The 20,527-nt window shown below is 71.7% G+C and carries 16 protein-coding genes and 1 pseudogene; 5 read left to right on the forward strand and 12 right to left on the reverse strand.

The window, feature by feature from the left end:
- Positions 1-70: 70 nt before the first annotated feature.
- Together dnaJ and hrcA are read right to left on the reverse strand one after the other, a co-directional pair.
- Complete coding sequence (gene dnaJ / locus ACFWBT_RS01620; protein WP_385694492.1) at positions 71-1,204, reverse strand: molecular chaperone DnaJ; 1,134 nt, start codon at positions 1,202-1,204, stop codon at positions 71-73.
- Positions 1,205-2,221, reverse strand: a complete 1,017-nt coding sequence (hrcA, locus tag ACFWBT_RS01625) for a heat-inducible transcriptional repressor HrcA (RefSeq protein WP_351119547.1) — start codon at positions 2,219-2,221, stop codon at positions 1,205-1,207.
- Between the two features lie 178 nt (positions 2,222-2,399).
- Here hrcA and ACFWBT_RS01630 point away from each other — a divergent pair, with 178 nt between their 5' ends.
- Entirely contained in the window at positions 2,400-3,236 is an 837-nt protein-coding gene (locus ACFWBT_RS01630; protein WP_385694495.1) for an MBL fold metallo-hydrolase, read from the forward strand.
- A 45-nt stretch (positions 3,237-3,281) separates the two neighbouring features.
- Positions 3,282-4,088, forward strand: a complete 807-nt coding sequence (locus ACFWBT_RS01635) for a DUF3097 domain-containing protein (RefSeq protein ID WP_385694498.1) — start codon at positions 3,282-3,284, stop codon at positions 4,086-4,088.
- Positions 4,089-4,209: 121 nt separating this feature from the next.
- Here the strand turns inward: ACFWBT_RS01635 and ACFWBT_RS01640 are convergent, their stop codons facing one another.
- The 3 genes from ACFWBT_RS01640 to ACFWBT_RS01650 all read right to left on the reverse strand — a co-directional run bounded on the left by ACFWBT_RS01640 (position 4,210) and on the right by ACFWBT_RS01650 (position 8,210).
- A complete protein-coding gene (locus ACFWBT_RS01640; protein WP_385694500.1) occupies positions 4,210-4,710 on the reverse strand; it encodes a hypothetical protein in 501 nt (166 codons plus the stop codon).
- A 27-nt stretch (positions 4,711-4,737) separates the two neighbouring features.
- Positions 4,738-5,970, reverse strand: coding sequence for a radical SAM family heme chaperone HemW (hemW, locus tag ACFWBT_RS01645; protein ID WP_385694503.1), 1,233 nt, complete (start codon positions 5,968-5,970; stop codon positions 4,738-4,740).
- Positions 5,971-6,101: 131 nt separating this feature from the next.
- Positions 6,102-8,210 (reverse strand): SpoIIE family protein phosphatase, encoded by a 2,109-nt coding sequence (locus tag ACFWBT_RS01650; RefSeq protein WP_385694572.1) that lies wholly within the window; start codon positions 8,208-8,210, stop codon positions 6,102-6,104.
- Between the two features lie 133 nt (positions 8,211-8,343).
- On the opposite strand from ACFWBT_RS01650, the pseudogene ACFWBT_RS01655 reads away from it, so the two are divergent.
- Both ACFWBT_RS01655 and ACFWBT_RS01660 read left to right on the forward strand, forming a co-directional pair.
- Positions 8,344-8,685 (forward strand): annotated as a pseudogene (locus tag ACFWBT_RS01655) (hypothetical protein); the annotation flags it as partial.
- Positions 8,686-8,904: 219 nt separating this feature from the next.
- Positions 8,905-9,489, forward strand: a complete 585-nt coding sequence (locus ACFWBT_RS01660) for a two-component system response regulator (protein ID WP_385694506.1) — start codon at positions 8,905-8,907, stop codon at positions 9,487-9,489.
- Positions 9,490-9,696: 207 nt separating this feature from the next.
- On the opposite strand, the gene ACFWBT_RS01665 is transcribed toward ACFWBT_RS01660, so the two are convergent.
- Together ACFWBT_RS01665 and lepA are read right to left on the reverse strand one after the other, a co-directional pair.
- A complete protein-coding gene (locus ACFWBT_RS01665) occupies positions 9,697-11,571 on the reverse strand; it encodes an AMP-dependent synthetase/ligase (RefSeq protein WP_385694508.1) in 1,875 nt (624 codons plus the stop codon).
- Between the two features lie 213 nt (positions 11,572-11,784).
- The gene (gene lepA / locus ACFWBT_RS01670; protein WP_385694511.1) at positions 11,785-13,653 is read right to left on the reverse strand and encodes a translation elongation factor 4; all 1,869 of its coding nucleotides are present in this window, start codon (positions 13,651-13,653) and stop codon (positions 11,785-11,787) included.
- A gap of 290 nt (positions 13,654-13,943) precedes the next feature.
- Here lepA and rpsT point away from each other — a divergent pair, with 290 nt between their 5' ends.
- Positions 13,944-14,210 carry a 30S ribosomal protein S20 gene (rpsT, locus tag ACFWBT_RS01675; RefSeq protein WP_261702665.1) on the forward strand — a complete coding sequence of 89 codons (267 nt, stop codon included), beginning with the start codon at positions 13,944-13,946 and terminating at the stop codon, positions 14,208-14,210.
- Positions 14,211-14,559: 349 nt separating this feature from the next.
- On the opposite strand, the gene holA is transcribed toward rpsT, so the two are convergent.
- The 5 genes from holA to ACFWBT_RS01700 all read right to left on the reverse strand — a co-directional run bounded on the left by holA (position 14,560) and on the right by ACFWBT_RS01700 (position 20,374).
- The gene (holA, locus tag ACFWBT_RS01680) at positions 14,560-15,546 is read right to left on the reverse strand and encodes a DNA polymerase III subunit delta (RefSeq protein ID WP_385694515.1); all 987 of its coding nucleotides are present in this window, start codon (positions 15,544-15,546) and stop codon (positions 14,560-14,562) included.
- 241 nt (positions 15,547-15,787) lie between these two features.
- A complete protein-coding gene (locus ACFWBT_RS01685; protein WP_385694518.1) occupies positions 15,788-16,033 on the reverse strand; it encodes a hypothetical protein in 246 nt (81 codons plus the stop codon).
- 90 nt (positions 16,034-16,123) lie between these two features.
- A complete protein-coding gene (locus ACFWBT_RS01690; RefSeq protein ID WP_385694521.1) occupies positions 16,124-16,954 on the reverse strand; it encodes an arylamine N-acetyltransferase in 831 nt (276 codons plus the stop codon).
- Between the two features lie 4 nt (positions 16,955-16,958).
- On the reverse strand, positions 16,959-19,466 hold the full coding sequence (locus ACFWBT_RS01695; protein WP_385694523.1) for a ComEC/Rec2 family competence protein: 2,508 nt from the start codon (positions 19,464-19,466) through the stop codon (positions 16,959-16,961).
- A 104-nt stretch (positions 19,467-19,570) separates the two neighbouring features.
- A complete protein-coding gene (locus ACFWBT_RS01700) occupies positions 19,571-20,374 on the reverse strand; it encodes a helix-hairpin-helix domain-containing protein (RefSeq protein ID WP_385694575.1) in 804 nt (267 codons plus the stop codon).
- Positions 20,375-20,527 lie beyond the last annotated feature (153 nt).

The following is a 20,527-nucleotide window of genomic DNA, read 5'->3' on the forward strand; positions in this document are numbered from 1 at the left end:
CGTCCGCCCGGCAGGGACCACCGGGATGGGCGGGCACGGGGTGGCATTACCACCCCGCGCCGCGCTTGGGTCAGCGACCGTTGAAGGCGTCCTTCAGGCGCGAGAAGAGCCCCTGCTGACCAGGCTGGAACTGACCGGTGGGCCGCTCCTCGCCGCGCAGTACGGCGAGCTCGCGCAGCACCCGCTCCTGCTCCGCGTCGAGCTTGGTCGGCGTGGTGACCTCGACGTGCACGATGAGGTCGCCGCGGCCGCCGCCGCGCAGGTGGGTGACACCCCGGCCGTGCAGCGGGATCGACTGACCGGACTGGGTGCCCGGACGGATGTCGACCTCCTCCATGCCGTCGAGGGTCTCCAGCGGCACCTTCGTGCCGAGGGACGCCGCGGTCATCGGGATGGTGACCGTGCAGTGCAGGTCGTCGCCCCTCCGCTGGAAGGTCGAGTGCGGCAGCTCGTGGATCTCGACGTACAGGTCACCGGCGGGGCCGCCGCCGGGGCCGACCTCGCCCTCGCCCGCGAGCTGGATCCGTGTGCCGTTGTCCACACCGGCCGGGATCTTGACCGTGAGGGTGCGACGGGACCGGACCCGGCCGTCGCCCGCGCACTCGGGGCACGGGGTCGGGACCACGGTGCCGAAGCCCTGGCACTGCGGACACGGCCGCGAGGTCATGACCTGGCCGAGGAAGGACCGCGTGACCTGGGACACCTCGCCGCGACCGCGGCACATGTCACAGGTCTGCGCGGCGGTGCCGGGCGCGGCACCCTCGCCGTTGCAGGTGGCGCAGACGACGGCCGTGTCGACCTGGATGTCCTTCGTGGTGCCGAAGGCCGCCTCGTCCAGCTCGATCTCCAGCCGGATCATGGCGTCCTGGCCCCGGCGGGTGCGCGAGCGCGGTCCGCGCTGCGACGCCGTGCCGAAGAAAGCGTCCATGATGTCCGAGAAGTTCCCGAAGCCGCCCGCGCCGAAGCCGCCGGCGGCGCCGCCCTGCTGGGACAGCGGGTCACCGCCGAGGTCGTAGACCTGCTTCTTCTGCGGGTCCGACAACACCTCGTACGCGGCGTTGATCTCCTTGAAGCGCTCCTGCGTCTTCGGATCGGGATTGACGTCCGGGTGCAGCTCGCGAGCGAGCCTCCGGAACGCCTTCTTGATCTCGTCCTGGGACGCGTCGCGGCGCACGCCGAGTACGGCGTAGTAGTCCGTGGCCACTCAGGACTCCGCCAGGATCTGTCCGACGTACCGTGCCACCGCTCGTACCGCTCCCATCGTTCCCGGGTAATCCATGCGGGTCGGGCCGACCACGCCGAGTTTGGCTACTGCCTCGCCGCCCGAACCGTAGCCGACGGAGACCACGGACGTGGAGTTGAGTCCCTCATACGCGTTCTCGTGCCCGATTCGCACGGTCATGCTCGAATCCCCGGCCTCTCCAAGCAACTTGAGGAGCACAACCTGCTCCTCCAGCGCTTCGAGCACCGGCCGGATGGTGAGAGGGAAGTCATGTCCGAAACGGGTGAGATTGGCGGTACCGCCGATCATCAGCCGCTCCTCGGTCTCCTCGACGAGTGTCTCCAGCAGAGTGGAGAGCACTGTCGAGACCGTACCCCGGTCCTCCGCCTCGAAGGCGTCCGGGAGGTCCTGCACGAGCTGCGGGACGTCCGCGAAGGGGCGCCCCGCGACCCTGCTGTTGAGCCGGGCCCGCAGATCCGCGAGCGACGTCTCACCGAACGGCGCGGGAGAGTTGATCATGCGCTGCTCGACCCGGCCGGTGTCCGTGATCAGCACGAGCATCACCCGCGCGGGGGCGAGCGACAGCAGCTCCACATGGCGCACGGTCGAGCGGGTCAGCGAGGGGTACTGCACGACGGCGACCTGCCGGGTGAGCTGCGCGAGCAGCCGCACGGTCCGCCCGACGACGTCGTCGAGGTCGACGGCACCGTCCAGGAAGTTCTGGATGGCCCGCCGCTCGGGCGCGGTCATCGGCTTGACTCCGGCGAGCTTGTCGACGAAGAGCCGGTACCCCTTGTCCGTGGGGATGCGCCCGGCGCTGGTGTGCGGCTGGGCGATGTAGCCCTCGTCCTCAAGGGCGGCCATGTCGTTGCGGACGGTCGCCGGCGACACGCCGAGCCGGTGCCGCTCGGTGAGCGCCTTGGAACCGACCGGTTCCTCGGTGCCGACATAGTCCTGGACGATGGCGCGCAGCACCTCGAGCCTGCGTTCACTGAGCATCGCGCACACCTCCAGAAGTCGACTCGATGGTCTTCGTGGCCTTCGTGGCTTTCGCCTGGCACTCAGCGCACGCGAGTGCCAACGTTCCCCGGCCCAGTGTACGGCGGTGGGGCACGACCCCGGCAAGGGCGGGCCTGCGATGTCGTGCGCGGCACCCGGTCACCGCTAGCGTCGCCGTATGAGGCTGACTTGGGAAGAGCTGGGGTGGGAAAGGGTGGCACCCCGGGTCGGGCGGCGGCGACTTCCGGACTGGGACTGCACGGTCGGGCTCGTCGTCGGCGAGGGCGCGGCCCTGATGATCGACGCGGGGTCGAGCCTCGCGGAGGGCGCGTGGCTGCGCGCCGAGGCCGAACGGCTCCTCGGGCCGGAGCGCCGAGTGACGCACCTCGCACTGACCCATCCGCATTTCGATCACATCTTCGGCGCGGCGGCGTTCACGGACGTGGAGGTCTTCGGCGCGGTCGGGCTGGACGCGGTCTTCGCCCACGAGCGCGAGGAGCTGCGCGCGGACGCCGTGCGCAACGGTCTCGACCCGGACGCGGCGGCCGAGGCGGCGGACCTGCTGGTCGCTCCCCGGCACTCCGTGAGCGGCGAGTGGACCCTCGACCTGGGCGGCGGGCTCCAGGTGCTGCTGGCGAACGTCGGCCCGGGGCACACGGGCCACGACCTGGCGGTCCTGATCCCCGGCGCGCCCGGGCCACCCTCGCCGGCGGAGCCACCGGGATCGCCCGCACCGCCCGCACCGCCCGCCCGGCCCGCGTCGCGCGCGTCGCTCCCGCCGCCCGCGTCGCTCACGTCGCCCGAGATCGTCTTCTGCGGCGATCTGGTGGAGGAGTCCGGCGAACCCCAGGCGGGCCCGGACGCCGTACCGTCGCACTGGCCTGCCGCCCTGGACCGGCTGGTGGACCTGGGTGGGGAGGACGCGGTGTACGTGCCGGGGCACGGGGCGGCGGTGGACGCGGCGTTCGTCAGGGCGCAGCGGGAGCAGCTGGCGACGCGCTTCGGCGTGTCGTAGGGATCAGCACACCGCTCGCCCGCCGCTTCTCCTATCGTCATCCGAATGCGCCAGTACTCTCCGGACCTGACCCCGCCGTGGAAGAAGCCCCAGCCCGTGCCCGAGGTCCCGGCGGACCCGGGCCTGGTCGTCGAGGAACCCGGCACCGGCTTCTGCGGTGCGGTGATCCGCTGCGAGGCGGGCACGGTGACCCTGGAGGACCGCTTCGGCAAGCACCGGGTGTTCCCGCTGGAGCCGCGCGGCTTCCTCCTGGAGGGCAGGGTGGTGACGCTGGTGCGCCCGACGGCCGGGGCACCCGTGCGTCCCAGCCGTACGGCTTCCGGCTCGGTGGCGGTGCCCGGCGCCCGCGCCCGGGTCGCGCGGGCCGGGCGCATCTACGTCGAGGGCCGCCACGACGCCGAACTGGTCGAGCGGGTGTGGGGCGACGACCTGCGCGTCGAGGGCGTCGTCGTGGAGTACCTGGAGGGCGTCGACGACCTCCCGGCGATCGTCGCCGCGTTCGACCCGGGCCCGGACGCCCGGCTCGGCGTCCTCGTCGACCACCTGGTCCCGGGTTCGAAGGAGTCCCGGATCGCCGAGGCGGTCACGAGCGACCACGCCCTGGTGCTGGGTCACCCGTACATCGACATCTGGGAGGCCGTGAAGCCGTCCTCCGTGGGCATCCCGGGCTGGCCGAGGGTCCCGCGCGGCCAGGACTGGAAGACGGGCGTGTGCCGGGCCCTGGGCTGGCCGGAGAACACCGGCGCGGCCTGGCAGCACATCCTGTCCCGGGTGCACTCCTACAAGGACCTGGAGCCGGAACTCCTGGGCCGGGTGGAGGAACTGATCGACTTCGTCACAGCGCCGGAGTGACGCGAAGTCCGTCGGCGTCATCGGGGCCGAGGGCGGCCCGTCTCGTCCGGCTGCCCCCGGTACGAAACCGGCTGCTCCTTGTAGCCGAACCACAGCTCGGGTGCCCACCGCAGAAGCGCCTTCACGTACGCCTGGTGGATTCGCCGACGTCGACGCGGTACCGGAGCCGGGGCAGATCCGGCCGGAGCGGGTCCGTGTCGCGGACGAACCTCCACAGCAGCGGGTCGTCGCGGTCGATCTCGTCCCGCGGGCACAGCTCGACCGTGCGGATGAAGTCCTTGGGGCTTCTCGCCCAGTAGATGCCCGCCCCGGTCAGCGAGTCCCAGCGGATCAGCGCGACCTCCTTGCCGCGCATCCACCAGAAGCCGGTCGCGTCGAAGGCGGTGATCCAGTGGCGGGCCCGCCAGCGGGAGACGAGCAGGAACACCCCGCCGAGGCCCACCGCCATCAGGGGGCCGGCCAGGATCCACGCGAGGCCGATACCGCCGCTGTCCGCGGCGATCCAGCACCCCATCCCGCCGACCCCGAGGTTCGCCGTCCCGAGCGGCAGTCCGAACAGGAGCCTGCGCAGTCCGTACCGCAGGACGGTCGCGTCCTCGGCCGGACACTTACCAGCGATCATGGCCGCGGACTGTACGTGACCAGGCGTTCAGTCCACCAGATCCCGGACGACGGCGTCCGCGAGCAGTCGCCCGCGCAGGGTGAGAACGGCGCGACCTGCGTCGTACGGACCGGCTTCGAGGAGCCCGTCGGACAGCGCGCGGCGGGAGGCCGCGAGCCCGTCGGGGCGGAGCAGGGAGAGCGGGCAGCCCTCGCGCAGCCGCAGTTCGAGGAGGATGCGCTCGACCCGGCGGTCCTCGTCGGAGAGCAGTTCGCGCCCGGCGCCCGGCGAGCGGCCCGAGGCCAGTGCGGACGCGTACGCCCCGGGATGTTTCACGTTCCACCAGCGAACGCCGCCGACGTGGCTGTGCGCGCCGGGGCCCGCTCCCCACCAGTCGGCGCCGCGCCAGTACAGCTCGTTGTGCAGACAGCGGCCGGCCTCGGAGGTGGCCCAGTTCGACACCTCGTACCAGTCGAAGCCCGCCGCCGACATCACCTCGTCCGCGATCAGGTAGCGGTCCGCGTGCACGTCGTCGTCGGTCATCGGGACCTCGCCGCGGCGGATGCGGCGCGCGAGCTGGGTGCCCTCCTCGACGATGAGCGCGTACGCGGAGATGTGGTCGGGACCGGCGCCGAGGGCCGCTTCGAGCGATGCCCGCCAGTCGTCGTCCGACTCGCCCGGCGTGCCGTAGATCAGATCAAGGTTCACATGTGCGAAGCCGGCCGCCCGGGCCTCGGCGACACAGGCCTCCGGGCGGCCGGGGGTGTGCGTGCGGTCGAGCACCTTCAGGACGTGCTGCCGGGCACTCTGCATGCCGAAGGAGACACGGTTGAAGCCGCCGGCGCGCAGCGTCGCGAGGTACTCCGGGTCGACCGACTCCGGGTTCGCCTCCGTCGTGATCTCCGCGTCGTCCGCGAGCCCGAACTCGTCCCGGATCGCCCCCAGCATCCGTACGAGATCGGCGGCGGCCAGCAGCGTTGGCGTACCGCCTCCGACGAAGACCGTGCGGACGGGGCGCGGGTCGTCGCCAAGCACCTTGCGGGCGAGGCGGACCTCGTCGATCAGGGTGTCCGCGTAGTTGTCGCGGGAGGCGAGCACGCCGCCGGTGCCCCGCAGCTCGGTCGCCGTGTAGGTGTTGAAGTCGCAGTAGCCGCAGCGGGTCGCGCAGTACGGCACGTGGAGGTAGAACCCGAGGGGCCGCTCGGCGGCCCCGGCCAGGGCGTGCGCGGGCAGCGCCCCGTCGTCGGGGACGGGCTCACCGTCGGGAAGTGCGGAAGGCATGCGTTCCATTGTCCAGCACGGCCGGGGTGGACGTGTCCGGCGCGGGCCGGGGGCGTGCCCCCGCCGGGGCGAGGGTGGGCCACCGCACACGCCTGACGGGGTCCGGAGTCCCCGGGGCGGCGGCGGGCCCGCTAGTCGGCCTGCAACACCAGCAGGGCCATGTCGTCCTCCGGCGGGCGGGTGCCGAACGCGTGGACCAGCGCGCGGATCCGTTCGGCGATCAGCTCGGCGTTGAGGCCGGCGCAGCCCGCGAGGGCCTGCGCGAGACCGTCGTCGTCGTCGAACTGGCGGGAGCCGTCGCGCCGCTCCGTCACACCGTCGGTGACGCACAGCAGGGTGTCACCGGGGTACAGATCGAAGGACTCGGAGGTGTATTCGGGGTCCTCGAAGACGCCGAGCAGGGTCTGCGGCCGGGCCACTTCCCGTACGTCACCGGCGGGGTCCAGCAGCAGCGGCAGCGGATGCCCGGCCGAGGCCAGGGTGCAGCGCACTCCGCCGTCGAAGGGGACCAGCTCGCCGTACAGCATGGACAGGAACCGCGTCTGCGGGCCGAGGTCGGTGCCGAGCCCGGGTCCGCCCGCGGCCACGAGCGCGCGGGCCGCAGCGTCCGCGGCTTCCGTCGCGTCGTCCAGGAGGAGCTGGTTGAGCCGGTCGAGGACGTCCGCGACGTCGTAGCCCTCGCGGGCCAGCAGCCGCAGCCAGGGCCGGGCCAGACCGATCACGACGGCGGCCTCGGGTCCTTTGCCCTGGACGTCGCCGACGGCGAAGCACCAGCGTCCGTCGCCGGCCGGGAACACGTCGTAGAAGTCGCCGCTGGGCCCGCCCTTGTCGAGCGGCTCGTAGACGAGGGCGCTGTGCACCCCGGGGATCTCGGCGACCGCGCCCGGCAGCAGTCCGCGCTGCAGGACCCGGCTGATGGTGGCCTGGCGCGCGTACTGGCGGGCCGCGCCGATGGCGAGGGCGATACGGCGGCTGAGGTCCTCGACGAGCCCGGTGACCTCGTCGGGGAAGGCGGGCAGTCCGGCGCGCCCGATGACGAGCGTGCCCAGCGGCCGGCCGCCCGCGATCAGCCGGTACGCCAGCGCCGCGCCGCTCGCGCCGCGCGTGCCCAGCGCCTCGCCGGGCCAGGGCACCGGGACGGCCCGGGACCGCACCGCGTCGGGCAGCCGCGGCGGGTCCTTCTCCAGGGAGCGGCGCAGCCCCTCGATGAGGTTCTCGCTGCCGTGCCAGACGCGGGCCAGCCGGGGTCCGAGGGCGAGGCCGAGACCGCCCGCCCGGTCGGTGGCCTCGTCCTCCAGCCACACGGCGCACCAGTCGGCGAGGCGCGGCACGAGGAGCTGCCCGGCGAGCGCGGCGACCAGGTCCTCGTCGAGCTGCCCGGCGAGCAGGTCGGAGGCCTCGGCGAGAAAGGAGAGGGCTCCGCGGTCGAGCCAGTCGTGGCCCTGCGCGGTACTCCGCGTCGCCCCGGGGGCGGATATCGCGGAGTGGAACCCGGCGCCGGTCCTCGGCCGGAACCCCGGGGCACGCCCCTCGGCGTACCCGACGGTCCTGGCCGGGTCCGCCCCGTCCACGGCGCCCGTGAGCCCGTCGGCTTCGGGGAACCCGCCCATCCCGGTGAGGCCGTCGGGGTCCGCGAATCCACCGGCCCGAGGCAGGCCGTCGGCGTCCGCGAACCCACCGGATCCGTGCAGGTCGTCCGCGAATCCACTCGTCCGGTGCAGGCCGTCCGCGAACGTGTCCGCCCCGGGCAGGGCCCCCGCGCTCCCGTCGGTCAGCAGCCGCGCCCACACCGTCTTGACGCCCGGGCGGTAGGTGATCCCCCAGGCCTCGGAGAGCGCGGAGACGAGACCCAGACCGCGCCCGTACTCCGGTGTTCCGTAGGAGCGTTCGGCGCTGTCGTCCCGTATGGCGCGGGAGGGGTGCTGGTCGGAGACCTCGACGACCAGCGGGCCGGACGAGCCGTCGGCCGGGTTCTCCAGACGGCACAGCAGCTCGACGTCGGTGCCCGCGTGCACGACGGCGTTGGTGACGAGCTCGCTGACCACCACCGCGGCGTCCTCGGTGAGCCGGTCGTCGATGATCTCGGTGCCGGGCAGGGCCAGTTCGGCCCAGCTCACGAGCGTGTCGAAAAGGAACCTGCGGGCGGCCCCGGGGGCGAGCGGAGTGCCCGGCAACGACGTAAGGGCGACGGCGTCCTGGCCGGCGCGGTGATGCGCGGGCGCGTCCGGGGCGCACGCCATGGACTCCCGTTGCGTCGGAATGGCCCCCACTGTGCGGCTCCCTGGGCAGTTCGGACGAATACACCTCGGACGATGCGGACAGGGTGACAGACTGGCGGCGCCCATAAGCACCGAGTCACCGAAGTGGGCCGTCATGAGTGAGAACAGTGGTATGCATGTGCTCGAAGACGGACAGATTCGAGCATCGGACCTGCGCCCCCCGCTCACCGCGATGACCGCGGCACGGGACGGCGACTTCGGCAGAGTGCCCACGGCGGGGCACGGGCCGGTCGCCGAACTGAGCGCCCTGTTCAACCAGATCATGGACCGGAGCTCCCACTTCGACTCCGCGGTGCAGCGGGTCCGCGGGGAACCGGTGCGGCACGGGCGGCTCGACGAGCGGCTGGCGGCCGGTCCCGGCCAGGGCAAGTGGGCGACCCGCGTCGATGACGTGAACCAGCCGCTGGACGCCCTGGCCCCCGCGGCGAGCCCTACCCCGCCCACGACACCGACGACGCCTGGCCGGCTCCCACGGAACTGGAAGCCTGGAAATGCGACCGGCCCGGTCATGTCCTGCCGGGACGACGGGCGTTGATCGTCGACGACGACATCCGCACTGTCTTCGCGCTCACCCAGGTGCTCGGCCGGGTGGGCATGCCCGTCCTGTACGCAGAACGGCCGCGAGGGCATCGAGACCCTGTGAGGCACCGTCGTCATGAGCGCTGAGGCAACGACCGGCGAGCGCGCGAGCATCCTCCTCGTCGACGACATGGAGGACAACCTGATCGCGCTGGAGGCCGTCCTGGGGTCCCTCAACGAGCCGCTGGTGCGGGCGCGTTCGGGCGAGGAGGCGATGAAGGCGCTGTTGCGGCAGCGGTTCGCGGTCGTCCTGCTCGACATCCGGATGCCGGGCATGGACGGATTCGAGACGGCCGCGAACATCAAGAGGCTCGACCAGACCAAGGACGTGCCCATCATCTTCCTGACGGGCACGGACGCCGAAGCGGGCTACGCCTTCCGCGGGTACGCGACCGGGGCCGCCGACTATCTGACGAAACCGTTCGACCCGTGGGTCCTGCGCGCCAAGGTCACCGTCTTCCTCGACCTGCACCGCAAGACCCGGCAACTGGAGCGCCTGCTCGCACGCGACCAGAGGCAGTTCGACGAACTCGCCGACCGCCTGCGGAAGATGGAGACGCAGCTGGCCGCCGGCACCCTCCAGGACGTGTCCGAACTCCGCTGTCAGATACGGCAGATGGAGGAACTGCTGAAAGAGATACACCGGAAGCGGGAGGCGTAGCGGCCCCGGCGGGGCGGATACACGGGAGCCACGCCGTGGGTGGACGTGCTGGAGCCACGCCGGAGGTGGACGTGCGGGAGCCACATCAAGGGCCGCGGACGCTCGAAAGCACACGGGGCTCCACCGCTCGATCGCGGAAGAGCCCCGCACGACACCGCCCCGGAAAACCGAGGACCGAGGACGCGGCCCGAGCAGGCGGCCCGAGGACTACGCCTCGCGAGAGCCCGCGTACATCTCGTCGATCAGGTGCTTGTACTCCCGCTCGACGACCGGGCGCTTCAGCTTGAGGCTCGGGGTGATCTCGCCGTGCTCGACGTCCAGGTCGCGGGGCAGGAGGCGGAACTTCTTGATGGTCTGCCAGCGCTGGAGACCCTGGTTGAGCTCCTTCACATACCCCTCGACGAGGGCGATCGTGGCGGGCGCCGCGACGACCTCGGCGTACGACTTGCCCTCCAGGCCGTTGTCCTTGGCCCAGCCGAGGATGGACGGCTCGTCGAGCGCGATGAGCGCCGTGCAGAAGTTCCGGTCGGCGCCGTGCACGAGGATGTTGGAGACGTACGGGCAGACGGCCTTGAACTGGCCCTCGACCTCGGCGGGCGCGATGTACTTTCCGCCCGAGGTCTTGATGAGGTCCTTCTTGCGGTCGGTGATCTTCAGATAGCCGTCCGGGGACAGCTCGCCGATGTCGCCGGTGTGGAACCAGCCGTCCGCCTCGAGCACCTCGGCGGTCTTCTCGGGCAGCCCGTGGTAGCCCTCCATGATGCCGGGGCCGCGCAGCAGGATCTCGCCGTCGTCCGCGATGCGCACCTCGGTGCCGGGCAGCGGCTTGCCGACCGTGCCGGTGCGGTACGCCTCGCCCGGGTTCACGAAGGAGGCGGCGGAGGACTCGGTGAGCCCGTAGCCCTCCAGGATGTGGATGCCGGCGCCGGCGAAGAAGTAGCCGATCTCGGGCGCGAGCGCGGCGGAGCCGGAGACACAGGCGCGCAGGTTGCCGCCGAAGGCCTCACGGATCTTGGCGAAGACGAGCGCGTCGGCGACCTTGTGCCTGGCGCCGAGCGCGAAGGGCACGGAGGCCGAGCCGGTACGGCGGAAGTTGTCCTGGCTGGCCTTCGCGTACTCGCGGGAGACCCCGGCGGCCCACTGGAAGATCTTGTACTTGGCGCCGCCGCCGGCCCGTGCCTTGGCCGCGACCCCGTTGTAGACCTTCTCGAAGATGCGCGGCACGGCGGCCATGTACGTCGGCTGCACCACCGGCAGGTTCTCGATGATCTTGTCCACGCGGCCGTCGACGGCGGTGACGTGACCGACCTCGATCTGGCCGGAGGTCAGGACCTTGCCGAAGACGTGCGCGAGCGGCAGCCACAGGTACTGGACGTCGTCCTGGCCGACCAGGCCGGTCGAGGCGATCGCCTTCGCCATGTACGACCAGTTGTCGTGCGGCAGGCGGACACCCTTGGGGCGGCCCGTGGTGCCGGAGGTGTAGATGAGGGTCGCGAGCTGGTCGGCGGTGATCGCGCCGACGTGCTCCTTGATCAGCTCGGGGTGCTTCTCCAGGTACGCGGCACCGCGCGTCTCCAGTTCGGTGAGCGTGAGGACCCAGTCGTCGCTCTCCACACCCGCCGGGTCGATGACGACGACGCGCGTGAGCTCGGGAAGCTCCGCGCGCTTCTCCCGGGCCTTGGCGAGCTGGGCCGCGTCCTCCGCGATCAGGACCTTGCTCGCCGAGTCGGCGAGGATGAACGCCGACTCCTCGGCATTGGTCTGCGGGTACACGGTCGTGGTGGCCGCGCCCGCGCAGAGGATGCCGAGGTCGGCCAGGATCCACTCGACCCGCGTCGAGGAGGCGAGCGCGACGCGCTGCTCCGGCTGCACGCCGAGTTCGATCAGACCGGCCGCGATGGCGAAGACACGCTCGGCGGCCTGCCCCCAGGTCAGCGACTTCCACTCGTCCGGGCCCGCGCCCGAGGCGGGCACCACCGGGTAGCGGTAGGCCTCGGCGTCCGGTGTGGCCTCCACCCGTTCCAGGAAGAGGGCCGCGACGGACGGCGGACGGTTCTCGATCAGGGTCTGTGTGTCGCTCACGACATCCTCCGGGGCCCCGCGGCAGTGCGGCTGGCTCAATTGCGGCTGTTGTTTAACTCGCGAGTAACTACCGAGCAGAGATCAGACTAGAGCGCGTCCGGCCGGTGCGTAAGAGGCGGCGGGTCGTCACTTCCTCCAGGACATACCCGGAGACAAGCACAGAGCCCGCCGCGCCGAAGCGCGACGGGCCCTGAATTACGGCATTCGGCGTGACTACTTCTTGCCCTTGGCCGAGCCACCGCTGTCGTCGCTGGACAGCACGGCGATGAAGGCCTCCTGCGGAACCTCCACAGAGCCCACCATCTTCATCCGCTTCTTGCCCTCCTTCTGCTTCTCCAGCAGCTTCCGCTTACGCGAGATGTCACCGCCGTAGCACTTGGCGAGGACGTCCTTGCGGATGGCGCGAATGGTCTCGCGGGCGATGACGCGGGAGCCGATGGCCGCCTGGATGGGCACCTCGAAGGCCTGCCGCGGGATCAGCTCGCGCAGCTTCGCGACCAGCCGGACCCCGTACGCGTACGCCTGGTCCTTGTGCGTGACCGCCGAGAAGGCGTCGACCTTGTCGCCGTGCAGCAGGATGTCGACCTTGACCAGGCTGGAGGCCTGCTCGCCGGTGGGCTCGTAGTCCAGCGAGGCATAGCCGCGGGTCTTGGACTTGAGCTGGTCGAAGAAGTCGAAGACGATCTCCGCGAGCGGCAGGGTGTAGCGGATCTCGACCCGGTCCTCGGAGAGGTAGTCCATGCCGAGCAGGGTGCCGCGCCGGGTCTGGCACAGCTCCATGATCGAGCCGATGAACTCCGAGGGCGCGAGGATGGTCGCCCGCACGACAGGCTCGTACACCTTGTCGATCTTGCCCTCGGGGAACTCGCTCGGGTTGGTGACGATGTGCTCGCTGCGGTCCTCCATCTCGACGCGGTAGACCACGTTCGGCGCGGTCGCGATCAGGTCGAGCCCGAACTCGCGCTCCAGGCGCTCACGGATCACGTCGAGGTGCAGCAGACCGAGGAAACCGACGCGGAAGCCGAAGCCCAGCGCCGCCGAGGTCTCCGGCTCGTACACCAGAGCGGCGTCGTTCAGCTGGAGCTTGTCCAGGGCGTCGCGCAGCTCGGGGTAGTCGGACCCGTCCAGCGGATACAGGCCGGAGAAGACCATGGGCCTGGGGTCCTTGTACCCGCCGAGCGCCTCGGTCGCACCCTTGTGCAGGGTGGTGATCGTGTCACCGACCTTGGACTGGCGGACGTCCTTCACGCCGGTGATGAGATAACCCACCTCACCGACACCGAGCCCGTCGGCCGACTTCATCTCGGGGGCCGAGACGCCGATCTCCAGCAGCTCGTGCGTGGCGCCGGTGGACATCATCCGGATGCGCTCACGCTTGTTGAGCTGTCCGTCGATGACACGTACGTACGTCACGACACCACGGTAGGAGTCGTAGACCGAGTCGAAGATCATCGCGCGGGCGGGGGCGTCCTGGACGCCGACCGGGGCGGGGATCTCCGCGACGACCCTGTCGAGCAGCGCCTCGACACCCAGGCCGGTCTTGGCGGAGACCTTCAGCACGTCCTCGGGGTCGCACCCGATGAGGTTGGCGAGCTCCTCGGAGAACTTCTCCGGCTGGGCGGCCGGCAGGTCGATCTTGTTCAGTACGGGGATGATCTTGAGGTCGTTCTCCATCGCCAGGTAGAGGTTGGCGAGAGTCTGCGCCTCGATGCCCTGGGCCGCGTCGACCAGCAGAACCGTGCCCTCGCAGGCCGCGAGGGACCGGGACACCTCGTACGTGAAGTCGACGTGCCCGGGGGTGTCGATCATGTTGAGGATGTGGGTCTTGCCCGGGTCCTCGGTGGACGCCCAGGGCAGCCGGACCGCCTGGGACTTGATCGTGATGCCACGCTCGCGCTCGATGTCCATACGGTCGAGGTACTGAGCTCGCATCTGCCGCGGGTCCACCACCCCGGTCAGCTGGAGCATGCGGTCGGCGAGCGTGGACTTGCCGTGGTCGATGTGCGCGATGATGCAGAAGTTGCGGATCAGAGCCGGGTCGGTACGGCTCGGCTCGGGCACATTGTTAGGGGTCGCGGGCACGCAGGGTCCTGTCTCTTGAGGCGCCTGTCGCCTCGGGTCGGATCGATACGTAGGTTCCATGGTCCCACGCGCGGGGAGCTGCGACCGGTTTGGGCCGCATGAGCGGGACGTCCGCAACCGGTTCGGGGCCCGCGGACAAAGGGGAGGGCGGCCGGTTTGGGGCGGTCGTACGGGGACTGGTAGCCTGGGTAGCTGTGTCTCGTGCCCTCTCAGCAGGAGACGCACCCAAGAAAATCAAACGGCGAGTGAGACGTGCTGTCTCGCGCGCCTGAACCTGTAAAGGCTCATTCGTGGCGAACATCAAGTCCCAGATCAAGCGGATCAAGACCAACGAGAAGGCCCGGCTGCGCAACAAGGCCGTCAAGTCTTCCCTGAAGACCGCGATCCGCAAGGCCCGCGAGGCGTCTGCCGCGGGTGACGTCGAGAAGGCCACCGAGTACACGCGCGCCGCGTCGCGCGCCCTCGACAAGGCTGTCTCGAAGGGCGTCATCCACAAGAACCAGGCCGCCAACAAGAAGTCGGCGCTTGCTTCGAAGGTCGCCGCCCTCAAGGGCTGAGTCGGCTGAGTCCTTCCGGACTCGACCCCTGACTTGACCGTCGGCCGGACCCGAGCAGGCCCTCTCTCCCGCTCCCGACCGACACCCCGGATTCACGCACGATCTGCGTTCGCCACGCGGGCGTGAATCCACCAGCTCGAACCGAAGGCCCCGCCGCCTCCCTTCCCCGGGAGAACGAGCGGGGCCTTCGGTATGCCGGGACCTTCGGTACGCGGTACCCCTGTCGTCCGGCGGCGGCACTAGGCAGGAACCCGAACCAGAACAGACGGGCTGTCGCCGACCATGACGGACCGGCCGGGACGGACCGGCCGACGGAGCACACCGGCTGACTCCGAGCAGGACGGACCGGCTATCGCCGGCCGGAGCGAGCCGCCCGCGCGATGGCGACGACCGCCTTCTCCAAGGCGTACTCGGGATCGTCCCCGCCGCCCTTGACCCCGGCGTCCGCCTCCGCGACGGCCGTGAGGGCCGCGGCGACCCCGTCGGGCGTCCATCCCCGCATCTGCTGACGCACCCGATCGATCTTCCACGGCGGCATCCCCAGCTCACGGGCCAGGTCGGCGGGCCTGCCACCCCGCGCGGAGGACAGCTTCCCGATCGCCCGCACCCCTTGCGCGAGCGCGCTGGTGATCAGCACGGGAGCCACGCCGGTCGACAGCGACCATCGCAACGCCTCCAAGGCCTCCGCGGCCCGCCCCTCCACGGCGCGATCGGCCACCGTGAAGCTGGATGCCTCGGCCCGCCCGGTGTAGTACCGCCCGACGACGGCCTCGTCGATCGTCCCCTCGACATCCGCGGTCAGCTGCGACACGGCGGACGCCAGCTCGCGCAGATCGCTTCCGATGGAGTCCACCAGCGCCTGGCAGGCCTCCGGCGTGGCCGACCGGCCCAGCGCCCGGAACTCGCCGCGCACGAACGCCAGCCGGTCCGCCGGCTTCGTCATCTTGGGACACGCCACCTCCCGCGCCCCCACCTTGCGCGCGGCGTCGAGCAGCCCCTTGCCCTTGGCCCCGCCCGCGTGCAGGAGCACCAGGGTGATCTCCTCGGCGGGCGACCCCAGATACGCCTTGACGTCCTTGATCGTGTCAGCCGACAGATCCTGCGCGTTGCGTACGACCACGACCTTGCGCTCGGAGAAGAGCGAGGGACTCGTCAGCTCGGCGAGCGTGCCGGGCTGCAACTGGTCGGGGGCGAGGTCCCGTACATCCGTGTCGGCGTCGGCGGCCCTGGCGGCGGCAACCACCTCCTGCACGGCACGGTCGAGCAGGAGATCCTCCTGGCCCACTGCCAGCGTGACAGGGGCGAGAGGGTCGTCTTGTGCGGTCTTCTTGGCCATCACCGAAAGCATCCCACGCGCCACCGACAACGCATGCCGCAAGCCGCCCCCACCCCGGCGGCCCACTCCCCTTTCCCTACCCACCCTCGCCGTACAGCTCGGGCTAGGGCTCGGGCTCGACGGCACTGCCTCTGCCGGTGTACGGCTCGGGGCTCCGGGGCCCTGCCGCTGCCGCTGGATCGATGGCGGGCTCGCAGCACCTGTCCAGCGGGCTCGGCGTACGTGTCCGGCTCGGGCTCGGCTACGGCTCCTCGTGCCAGCCGTCCCACTCCGCCGCGAACTCGTCCAGCTCCTTCGGGTTCAGCCGCGCCTCGGGGTCCGTCAGCACCACCAGCCACTGCGCGTCCTCGGCATCGTCCTCGCCCGCCAACGCGTCCCGGACGAGCTGCGGCTCCTCGAAGAGCCCGAACCGGTCACCGACGGCCTCCGCCGCCTCTTCCGCGGCATCACGGTCGGGAAGAACCAGCACATGTCTCACATCGCTCACGTGACCATTTTCCGATACGCCCGACGCGGCCGACGCCGGGGTCGGCCCCAGTGACATCCCGGCCCCGGCCTCCATCCCCCTCACCCCGAACTACTGAGCTCCCCTGACCTCCGGCACCCGGTCCAGTTCGATTCCGAAGCGCTCTCGATAGGCGGCCAGCACCTCTTCGTCGGTGGTCAGTTCCGACCCCACCTTGGTCCCGTCGGCCTTCGTCAGCGTGAACCTGCGTCCGCTGAGCGTGATCCGCTCCCCGTCCTCCGTGATCCGCGAACAGACGAGTGACCGGGTGAAGTGCGACAGCGGCGAAGTGCCGTGCCACCAGGCTCCCGCGACGAAGTCCCCGAGCGCGCGCGGCCGCACCTCCAGGCGGTACTGGCGCTTGTCGCCCACGAGGACATCGAGATCCTCGCGTTCCCGCGACCCGCCGGCACCCCGCACCCCGGCCGCGTCCGGCCCCGACTCCACGACCCGGAACATTCCGCCGGGGTCCGGCTGTTCCCCTCGCTCCCCGAAGGCCAACGGGTAGTGGCTGTGCGCCCCGAACCCGACGTCGGTCAGCCAGTCGCCGCCGTCCACCGTCCGCACCCGCAGGGCGAGATGGTCGTAGGGAATCCCCGGCTTCCCCTCGTCTCCGTACACCCGGGCCGCGAGATACGTCACATCGAAGCCCAACGTCCCGAGCAACGCCCCGAACGCACCGTTCAGTTCGTAGCAGAAGCCCCCTCTGCGAGCGCCCACCACCTTGTCCAGCAGCCTCTTCTCCTCCAGCACGATCTCCTCACCGAGGTGGATCGACAGATTCTCGAACGGCACTGTCTGCAGATGGCGCAGTTGGAGCTCGCGGAGCACATCGGACGTGGGCCATGCCGGGTGCTGGGCCCCGATTCGGCGAAGGTAGGCGTCGGCCTGTGCGGAGTTCATGCATTCAGTGTCCCGCCACGCTCAGCCCTTCGCCCTCACCCGTGACCGCGAGCGCCCCGTCCTCGTCGGTCCGCAGGACCACCGCACCCCCGGCCCGCAGGGCGGTGACCGTACTCGGCGCGGGATGTCCGTACGGGTTGGCGCCGCCGACCGAGATGAGCGCGAGCCGCGGAGCCACCCTGCGTATGAGCTCCGGATCCTGGTAGGCCGACCCGTGATGGGCGACCTTGAGCACGTCCACGCCACCCAGTTCCGTGGCCGCCGACGATCTCGACAAGGCCTGCTGCGCGGGCGGTTCCAGGTCACCGAGCAACAGCAGCCGCAGCCCCCCGGACCGTACGAGCAGGGTGACACTGGCGTCGTTCGGACCGTCCGGGGTCGGGACCGGATCCGGCGGCGGCCACAGCACCCGCCAGTCGAGGCTTCCCGTGCGCCCCTGCTCCCCCGCCACGGCCCGCGTCATGGGAATGTGCCGTGCGGCCGCCTCCCTGCGCACGAACTCGGCCTGGTCCAGCGGCTCTTCGAAGCCGGTCGTCTCGATCGCGCCCACCGAACGCCCGTGAAGCACGCCCGGCAGCCCCGCGACATGGTCGGCGTGGAAGTGCGTCAGAACGACGAGGGGGATTCTGGTGACGCCGAGCGTGCTCAGACAGCGGTCGGCCGACACCGGGTCGGGCCCGGCGTCCACCACCACCGCGCTGCCGTCGCCCGCCGCGAGCACCGTGGCGTCGCCCTGCCCCACGTCACACATCACGAACCGCCAGCCGGGTGGCGGCCACCCCGTGATCACCCTGGTGAGCGGCGGTGGCTGCACCACGACCAGCAGGAACAGCACCGCGCAGGCACCGCTCAGCAACGGATGTCCCAGCAGCCGCCGACCGACGACCACGACGACCACCGTCACGAGGGCCAGCAGCAGGGCGCCCGTCCAACTGCCCGGCCAGTCCACTCCCCCGCCGGGCAGGGCCGCCCCCGTGCGCGCGATGTCCGCGATCCACCGGGCGGGCCAACTCGCGCACCATGCCAGGACTTCGGCCACGGGCATCGCCACGGACGCCGTCGCCAGCGTTCCGAACCCCAGCACCGTGGCCGGCGCCACCGCGAACTCCGCGAGCAGATTGCACGGCACCGCCACCAGACTCACCCGGGCCGAGAGCAGGGCGACCACCGGCGCACACACGGCCTGCGCCGCCGCGGCCGCGGCGAACGCCTCGGCGAGACGCGGAGGCACGCGACGCCGCCGGAGCGCCGTACTCCAGCGCGGAGCGAGCGTGAGCAGGGCTCCGGTCGCGAGGACGGACAGCAGGAATCCGTAACTGCGGGCCAGCCAGGGGTCGTACAGCACGAGGAGCAGAACCGCGGTGGCCAGCGCCGGGATCAGCGATCTGCGGCGCCCGGTCGCGATGGCGAGCAGCGCGATCGATCCGCAGGCCGCCGCCCTCAGCACGCTCGGGTCCGGTCGGCACACGATCACGAAGGCGAGAGTGAGCGCCCCGCCGAGCAGGGCGGTCGCCCGGAGCGGCACACCGAGCCGGGGTGCGAGGCCCCGGCGCTCGACTCGCTGGGCGAGACCCGGTGGCCCGATGAACAGTGCGAGCAGAATCGTGAAGTTCCCGCCGCTGACCGCGAGGAGGTGGGTGAGATCGGTGGCCTTGAAGGCGTCGTCCAGCTCCGGCGTGACGCGTGAGGTGTCCCCCACGACCAGCCCTGGCAGCAACGCCCGGGCATCCGCGTCCAGGCCGTCGGTCGCCTCCCGCAGCCCTTCGCGCAGCCGGCCGGCGAACCGCTGCGGCCCGGACGGCTCCCCCACCACCTCCGGCGGGGCACTCCCCCTCACCCGCAGCACCGCCGCGATGTCGTCCCCGTCCGACAGGGCGGGCACGACCCGCGCCGCCACCCGCAGCCGGGTGGACGGCAGCAGCGACAACCAGGGCGAGCGCCCACCTGCCCCCCGGGGCGAGCCCGGTCGCGAGCGCGCGTCGACGATCACCAGCACCGGCGTCCGCGTCGCCACCACCGTGCCGTCCGCCCGGGTGATCCGCGTGACTTCCGCATCGAACAGCAGCGCCGTCGCAGCGACACGGTCCCCGATGACCCGGGGCCGGGTGAGCCGTGGATCGGAGGTGACCTCCACCTCCGCGGTCACGTGGGCGAACTGCGTCGCGAGCTCGGGAACAGGTCCGCGTCGCAGGTCCGCTCCGTGCAACCCCGCGGAGGCCGCGGCCGCTCCGACACAGAGCAGCACGGCGGCGACGGACACCCACGGCCACGAACCCGACCGCGCGGCCGCTCGTCCCCGCTCCGAGCGTGCGCCTCCGCGCCCCGCCGCCAGCAGGAGGCCACCGCCGACCAGGGACACCACGACGACACCGGTGACCCAGCCAGGCGACACCCCGACCGTCACGGCCGCCGTGAGCCAGGCCGCCGCGGCGGGCACCACGAGCCGGAGGTCGGTCGGCCCCTCCGCCCTGGGATGCGCGGCCCCCAGCCGCCTTCCCGAGGCAACGTGCACGGACCTCCGCCCGGCGGCACCGGGGACACCGGGGGCACCTGGCGGGCGCATCGGCACACTCCCCCGCTCGCCCGGCATACCCCGCCCGCTCGACACGGAACCGTTCATGGCTGCACCAGGGGCCGGAGATCGGCGAAGCGACGGTCTCCGATTCCGTTGACCTCGCGGAGTTCGTCGACCGAGCGGAAACCGCCGTGCGTCGTGCGGTAGTCGATGATGTGCCGGGCCAGCACGGGACCGACGCCGGGCAGGCTGTCGAGCTGGTCGACGGTGGCACTGTTGAGGGAGATCGGCGCGGAGGGGGCCGCACCTGCCGGGGATCCTCCGGCGCCGGCCGGCGCCGGACCGCCCGCTCCCGCTCCCGCCGGGGGCGCGGGCGCGCCGACCACGATCTGTTCGCCGTCCACGAGGAGACGCGCGCGGTTGAGTCCGTCGGTGTCCGTGCCGGGCCGGACTCCACCGGCGGCTCGCAGCGCGTCCTCGACGCGGGATCCGGCCGGCAGCCGCTGGAGTCCGGGGGTGCGTACCTTTCCGCCGACGTCCACGACGATCGCGCTCCCGGCAGCACCGGCGGGCCTCGAAGCTCCTGTCCAGGACCTGGATTCCGCGCCCGACCGCTCCCGCGACCCGCTCTTCCCGCCGTACGGTGCCGCCGCGCGCACCACTTCAGGGGCTCGGACGGGCTGTGTCCTGCCGGTCCAGAAGTGCTGCACGGCGAAGACCGCGGCCACGACCAGCAGCACGGTCAGGGCGGCCACGCTCCTGCGCTCGAGCCCGCACCTCGACTGCAACCACAGCGGGAGCCGCTCCCGCACGGCGAGCCCGGCCCGGTCCCGCCACGCGCCCGCCTCCACGGCCGGCGCGCTCGCGGTCGCCGCCCCGTCGGTTCGCGAGCGGTCGGCCCGCAGGGGGGCGCCCCCATCCGGACCGGGGTCACGACCACCGCCCCCACCGGGACCGGCGTCGCGGCCGCCGACCCCACCCGGACGGTTCCAAGGTCGCCGGACATCGGTCAGAACACCCGTACCCGCGGCCGTGTTCGCCCTCGGGCCGGCCCCGAC

The organism is Streptomyces sp. NPDC060027 (assembly GCF_042737005.1).
Classification (GTDB): Bacteria; Actinomycetota; Actinomycetes; order Streptomycetales; family Streptomycetaceae; genus Streptomyces.

What these genes read in the sequence shown, in the direction of transcription:
- hrcA (WP_351119547.1), bottom strand. Translation starts at nt 2,221, where the DNA reads ATGCTCAGTGAACGCAGGCTCGAGGTGCTGCGCGCCATCGTCCAGGAC.
- ACFWBT_RS01630 (WP_385694495.1), top strand. Translation starts at nt 2,400, where the DNA reads ATGAGGCTGACTTGGGAAGAGCTGGGGTGGGAAAGGGTGGCACCCCGG.
- ACFWBT_RS01635 (WP_385694498.1), top strand. Translation starts at nt 3,282, where the DNA reads ATGCGCCAGTACTCTCCGGACCTGACCCCGCCGTGGAAGAAGCCCCAG.
- ACFWBT_RS01640 (WP_385694500.1), bottom strand. Translation starts at nt 4,710, where the DNA reads ATGATCGCTGGTAAGTGTCCGGCCGAGGACGCGACCGTCCTGCGGTAC.
- hemW (WP_385694503.1), bottom strand. Translation starts at nt 5,970, where the DNA reads ATGCCTTCCGCACTTCCCGACGGTGAGCCCGTCCCCGACGACGGGGCG.
- ACFWBT_RS01650 (WP_385694572.1), bottom strand. Translation starts at nt 8,210, where the DNA reads ATGGCGTGCGCCCCGGACGCGCCCGCGCATCACCGCGCCGGCCAGGAC.
- ACFWBT_RS01660 (WP_385694506.1), top strand. Translation starts at nt 8,905, where the DNA reads ATGAGCGCTGAGGCAACGACCGGCGAGCGCGCGAGCATCCTCCTCGTC.
- holA (WP_385694515.1), bottom strand. Translation starts at nt 15,546, where the DNA reads ATGGCCAAGAAGACCGCACAAGACGACCCTCTCGCCCCTGTCACGCTG.
- ACFWBT_RS01690 (WP_385694521.1), bottom strand. Translation starts at nt 16,954, where the DNA reads ATGAACTCCGCACAGGCCGACGCCTACCTTCGCCGAATCGGGGCCCAG.